General features: G+C 66.8%; 4 protein-coding genes. 1 reads left to right on the forward strand and 3 read right to left on the reverse strand.

The window, feature by feature from the left end; translation table 11 throughout:
• Nucleotides 1-1,566, forward strand: a 1,566-nt coding sequence (locus ACT84W_RS05210; RefSeq protein WP_444328441.1) for an ABC transporter permease, incomplete at its 5' end; no start/stop codon positions are given.
• A 107-nt stretch (nucleotides 1,567-1,673) separates the two neighbouring features.
• Here ACT84W_RS05210 and ACT84W_RS05215 read toward each other — a convergent pair.
• The 3 genes from ACT84W_RS05215 to nifJ form a co-directional block, all read right to left on the reverse strand.
• On the reverse strand, nucleotides 1,674-2,783 hold the full coding sequence (locus ACT84W_RS05215; protein WP_444328442.1) for a sensor histidine kinase: 1,110 nt from the start codon (nucleotides 2,781-2,783) through the stop codon (nucleotides 1,674-1,676).
• Nucleotides 2,780-3,451 carry a response regulator transcription factor gene (locus tag ACT84W_RS05220; RefSeq protein WP_444328443.1) on the reverse strand — a complete coding sequence of 224 codons (672 nt, stop codon included), beginning with the start codon at nucleotides 3,449-3,451 and terminating at the stop codon, nucleotides 2,780-2,782. The genes ACT84W_RS05215 and ACT84W_RS05220 overlap by 4 nt, the downstream gene beginning before the upstream one ends.
• Before the next feature lie 244 nt (nucleotides 3,452-3,695).
• Nucleotides 3,696-5,936 (reverse strand): pyruvate:ferredoxin (flavodoxin) oxidoreductase (nifJ, locus tag ACT84W_RS05225; RefSeq protein WP_444328444.1); only part of this gene is annotated, 2,241 nt, incomplete at its 5' end.

Consider the following 5,936-nt stretch of genomic DNA (forward strand, 5'->3'; position numbering starts at 1 on the left):
GCGGTGTGCGTGATCGGCGGCGCGCTCATCGGCACGGCATACGCCCGCCTCATTCGCGACGGGCTTCCCATCACGGCGACGGGCAACGAGCTCGCGAGCGCGACGACGCAGTTCGGCATCACCACGCTCATGGTGACCGTGGGCACTGTGCTCTTCTTCTTTGGCCTCTCGGGGCTTCTGCTCAAGCTCTTCCAGATGGCGCGGGGCGTCTACTGGCGCGGGCTCAACGTCTTCACGCTGCGGCAGCTCTCGGCCAAGGTGAACACCGTCTCGTTCTCGATGGCCGTAATCTCGATGATCCTCTTCCTCGCCATCACCTCCGTTACCGCAGGCATGTCAATCGTGAGCGCGATGATGGGCGGGCTCGAGCGCTCGAACCCCGTGGACTTCAGCCAGACCCTCTGGTACAACGGCGCAGAGTCTGACGGGACGTCAGCAGACGGCACCCCCGTGAGCTACACCATGGTCGACGCTCCCCTCGACCTCGCGGCCGAGTACCAGGCCATGGGCATCGACCTTGGCTCGGTGAGCGACTCGACGGTCCAGCTCGACATCTACTATCCCCAGACCAAGCAGGAGCTGCTCGATGCGAATGCGCCCGCCAGTCCCCTGCGTCTCCGCGAGCTTGGCAAGCAGGCGGGGGCCACGTTGCCCGCGGGCCTGGAGAACTCGGACGTGGAGAGCCACGGGCTCTATGTCCTCAGGGAGAGCCAGTACAACGCACTTCTCGCCTACCGCGGCAAGCCCCAGGTAGACCTCGGCAGCGATGGGTACCTCATCAGCTGCGACATGGGCGAGTCCATCTCAAACTACTACGACAAGATCCTGGCGGCAGGGGTTCCCGTGCGCCTGGGCGGCCACGAGCTGCGCCCCGCGGAGAAGTCCGTCGACGTTGCGAACAGCGCGATCGCGGACTCTGCCATGGGCTCGAACCCCGGTACTCTCATCGTACCGGATGAGGTCGTGGACGACGCTGACCTGTACCCCTCGTTCTCGAGCCTGCTCGTCAACTACAAGCGTGGCGTGAGCGTCGAGCAGGGTAACGCCATGCTCTCCAGCCGCACCGGCACCACCAGCAGTGAGGTCAGGGAGGGTGCCTCGGTCCCCGCATTCTGGGGCGCCTCGGTCACGCGCAGCGAGATGTTCTCCCAGATGAACTCCATAAACGGCACCGTGAGCTACCTCGCCATCTACATCGGCTTCGTTCTCGTGATAGCCTGCGCGGCGATCCTCGCGATCCAGCAGCTCTCGAGCGTGTCCGACGCCGGGCGCAACTACCGCGTGCTCTCCGAGCTCGGCTGCGACATGGGCCAGATCACGCGCTCGGTCCTCGCGCAGCAGGCGGTGTTCTTCCTCTTCCCCCTCGCGGTGGGCGCGGCGCACTCCGTCGTGGCGCTCAAAGTCGTCATCGACCTCGTCAAGACCTTCGGCGGCCTCACGATCAGTGGCATGGTCGGCGTCACCTGCGCGATCTTCCTAGCCGCATACGGCGGCTACTTCCTCGTGACCTTCGCGATGAGCCGCGGCATCGTGCGGGAGGCGATTCGGGCGCGCAAGGGCGAGTAGGCACGCCGCGCGCAATGAGGCACTGCAAATAAGCGCTGCTCAGGGGGGGTCGGCCACAGGGCCGACCCCTATTTTCTCGCTTCCCCCTCCGCTGGCCGCGCCTCTCGCTAACCCTCGAGATAGTGCATCTTGTTCGCGGGGAACCCGAGCGTCACGGCAAATCCCTCGCCCTCGGCGGAGTCGACGGAGACCTCCACGCCCATCTTGGTCGCGAGGCGCCACACGAGCCATAGGCCCAGGCCGGTCGAGTGCTTGTGGGAGCGGCCGTTGTCCCCGGTGAACCCCCGGTCGAAGACGCGCGGCAGGTCGGCCTCGGCGACGCCGCAGCCGTTGTCCCGCACCGCGAGCTCGACGCGCTCGGCGGCCAGGCCCTCGTCGACGAGGCGGGCGTCGAGCCACACCTGCGGGCCGCCCTCGGCGTCTGCCCTCGCGTAGCGCGCGCTGTTCTGGAGCAGCTGGCCCAGCATGAAGACGAGCCACTTGCTGTCGGTGAAGACCGGAAGCGAGAGCCCCTCGCCCAGGCGCGGCGTCACCTTTGCGCCGATGAGCAGGCTCGCGTTGGCGCGAACGGCGGCGCTGACGATCTCGCGGAGCTCGTACTTCCGCACGAGGAAGTCGCGGTCGAGCGTCTCGGAGCGGGCGTAGAAGAGCGCTTGCTCGATGTAGCCCTCGACGCGCGTGAGCTCATCGCCGACGGCGCGCAGACGGGGCACAAGGGAATCGTAGCCTGGGGCCTCCGAGCCGGCGGCGCCGACCGACGACAGAATCGGGGCCTCCTCCTCGAGGTTCGCGAGCGCGAGGCGCGCCGCCGTGATGGGGCTCTTGGCCTCGTGCACCCAGGTCTCTACGTAGGCGCGGTACTCCTCGACCGCGCGGCGCTGCTCGGCGACCTCGTCGGCGGCCGCCTTGGAAAGATCCACGATGGCATCGGACGCCGCGCGCGCCTCCGCGCCGTGCGGCTCCGCCATGAGCTCGCGAGCGGCGCGGACCGCGTCGGGCGAGTCCTTGAGAGACTCGACCGAGCCCCAGAACTCCCGGTCGCGCCGATAGCCGATTCCGAGCGCTAGGGCGGCCGCAAGCGCCACGAGCGCGAGCACCAGCGCGACGAGGTCAGCTGAAGCGGACGTGACGCACAGCACGAGCGCAAGAAGCCCCTCGAGCACCAAAAGGACCGCGAGCTGCGGCACCCGCGAGCGGATGTAGGCCCCCGGCCTCACGGGCGCACCGCGTAGCCCTGGCCACGATGCGTGACGAGGTAGTCCTTGACACCGATCCTGGTAAGCTGCGATCGCAGGCGGTTAATGTTGACGGTGAGGGTGTTGTCGTCCACGAACGCCTCGGAATCCCACAGCTCACGCATGAGGTCCTCGCGCGAGACGATGGCGGGCGCGCGGCGCATGAGCAGCGCGAGGATGCGGACCTCGTTCTTCGTGAGCTCGACGGAGCCTTCCGCCGCGGAGGCCGTCGACCGCGAGAGATCGAGCGAGATGCCGCCGTGCTCGAGCACCGATCGCGCCGCCCCGCCGCCCGCGCGCCTGAGCAGCGCCGATATGTGCGCCAGGAGCACGCGGGGGCTGTAGGGCTTCGGCACGAAGTCGTCCGCGCCCAGCGTCATGGCCACGACCTCGTCGGCCTCGGTCGTGCGGCTCGTGAGCACGATGATGGGCACATCGGAGCTCGCGCGCAGCTCGCGGCAAACGAGCTGGCCGTCCGTGCCCGGCAAGGTCAGGTCGAGAAGCACGAGGTCCGGAGCGGCGGCAAGGGCGAGCTCCGCGGCGCGCGGAAAATCCTCGCAGGCGCCCGTCTGATACCCTTCGCGCTCGAGCAGGCGAATGAGCTCGGCACGGATAGGCTCGTCGTCCTCTATCACATAGATCTTCGGCACACGTCGCTCCTTCGCGGGTTCATCCCGGATCGGTTCCTTCAGAGGCTCCTCAAGCTTCCATTCTCCCGCATCAGGTGACCACGATGCCGAGAAAACCGCCCTTCGTCGGTGCCATCCGCTGTCGAAGCCGCTCTCGGCCCAACTCGTCCGCAGCTCAGCCGCCCTCGAACCAATCGCCCGAAGCGTACAAAGAAGGCCCGCCACCAAAAGGTGACGGGCCTGGAAGAACTAGCTTAGGCGATGATTACGCGTCGGCGTACATAGCCTTGAGCTTGAGGAGGTGCTGGTAGCGAGCCATAGCGGCGTCCTCGTTCTCCTTGAAGAGCTCCTTGGCGCGCTCGGGGAAGGCGCGGACGAGGCGGCTGTAGCGAGCCTCGTTCATCAGGAAGTCCTGGTAACCGCCCGCCGGCTCCTTGGAGTCGAGCGAGAACTTCTTGCCAGCCGGGGCGGCCGGGTTGAAGCGGTAGAGGTTCCAGTAGCCGCAGTCGACGGCGCGCTTCATCTCGAGCTGGCAGTTCTTCATGCCACCCTTGATGGAGTGCATCTCGCAGGGGCTGTAGCCGATGATCAGGGACGGGCCGTCGTAGGCCTCGGCCTCCTGGATGGCCTTCAGGGTCTGAGCGGGGTTGGCGCCCATAGCGACCTGCGCGACGTAGACGTAGCCGTAGGTCATGGCGATCTCGGCGAGGGTCTTCTTCTTGGTCACCTTGCCGGCGGCAGCGAACTGCGCGACCTGGCCGAGGTTGGACGCCTTGGAAGCCTGGCCGCCCGTGTTGGAGTAGACCTCGGTGTCGAAGACGAAGACGTTGACGTTGTGGTTCGAGGCGAGGACGTGGTCCAGGCCGCCGAAGCCGATGTCGTAGGCCCAGCCGTCGCCGCCGAAGATCCAGAAGGACTTCTTGGTGAGGTAGGACTTGTCGGCCAGGATGGCCTTGGCGGTGTCGGAGCCGTTCTCCTCGAGCGCCTTGACGTACTCGGCGGCAGCGGTCTTGGAGCCCTCGGCGTCGTTGCGGGAGTCGAGCCAAGCCTGAGCAGCGGCCTTGAAGCCCTCGCTCACGCCGTCGGCGGCGATGAGAGCCTCGGTGTCGGCGACGAGCTTGTCCTGGACGGCCTGGTAGCCGACCTCGAAGCCGAGGCCGTGCTCAGCGTTGTCCTCGAACAGCGAGTTGTTCCACGCCGGGCCGTGGCCGCAGGCGTCGACCGTGTAGGGCGAGGTAGCGGCGGGGTTGCCCCAGATGGAGGAGCAGCCGGTGGCGTTGGAGATGAACATGCGGTCGCCGCAGACCTGGGTCACGAGGCGAGCGTAGCTGGTCTCGGCGCAGCCGGCGCAGGAGCCGGAGAACTCGAGCAGCGGCTTCTTGAACTGGGAACCCTTGGTGTTGTTGGCGATGGCCTCGGGCTTCTCGGAGACCTTGTTGACGCAGTAGTCGAAGACCGGCTGCTCGTCGAGCTGCTCCTCCTGGGGAACCAGGGTGAGGGCGTCCTTCGGGCAGGCGGTGACGCAGAGGTTGCAGCCCATGCAGTCGAGCGGGCTGACGGCCAGGGTGAACTTCATGCCCTTGACCTTCGGGCCCATGGCGTCGAGGGTGCGCAGGTTCTCGGGCGCCGCGGCGACCTCGTCATCGGTGAGGATGAACGGGCGGATTGTGGCGTGCGGGCACACGAAGGCGCAGGAGTTGCACTGGATGCACTTGGACTCGTCCCACTTCGGGACCATGACCGCGACGCCGCGCTTCTCGTACGCAGAGGCGCCGAGCTCCCACTGGCCGTCGATGTGGTCGGCGAAGGCCGAGACGGGCAGGGAGTCGCCGTCCATGCGGTTGATCGGCTCGAGGAGCTCCTTGACCTGCTTGACGATGGCCGCGCGGCCCTCGAGCGTGAGCTCCTTGGGAGCGTCCTCGGCGGTCGCCCAGTCGGCGGGTACCTCGAACTTGCGGAACGCGGTGGCGCCGGCGTCGATGGCCTTGTGGTTGGCGTCGACGATGGCCTGGCCCTTCTTCATGTAGGACTTGGTGGCCGCGTCCTTCATGTACTGGAGGGCGTCCTCGGCGGGCAGGACCTTGGCCAGGGCGAAGAAAGCGGACTGCAGCACGGTGTTCGTGCGCTTGCCCATGCCGACCTTGGCGGCCAGGTCGATGGCGTCGATGAGGTAGACGGTCACGTTGTTCTTGGCGATGTAGCGCTTGGCCACGGCCGGGAGGTGCTCAGCGAACTCCTCGTCGGACCACTGGCAGTTGACCAGGAAGGTGCCGCCCGGCTTGACGTCGCGGACCATCTTGAAGCCCTTGACGATGTAGGAGGGGTTGTGGCACGCGACGAAGTCGGCCTTGGTCACGTAGTACGGCGAGCGAATCGGGGAATCGCCGAAGCGCAGGTGGCTGACGGTGACGCCGCCGGTCTTCTTGGAGTCGTACTGGAAGTACGCCTGGACGTACTTGTCGGTGTGGTCGCCGATGATCTTGATGGAGTTCTTGTTCGCGCCGAC

This window comes from Paratractidigestivibacter sp. (assembly GCF_052362415.1).
Classification (GTDB): domain Bacteria; phylum Actinomycetota; class Coriobacteriia; order Coriobacteriales; family Atopobiaceae; genus Paratractidigestivibacter.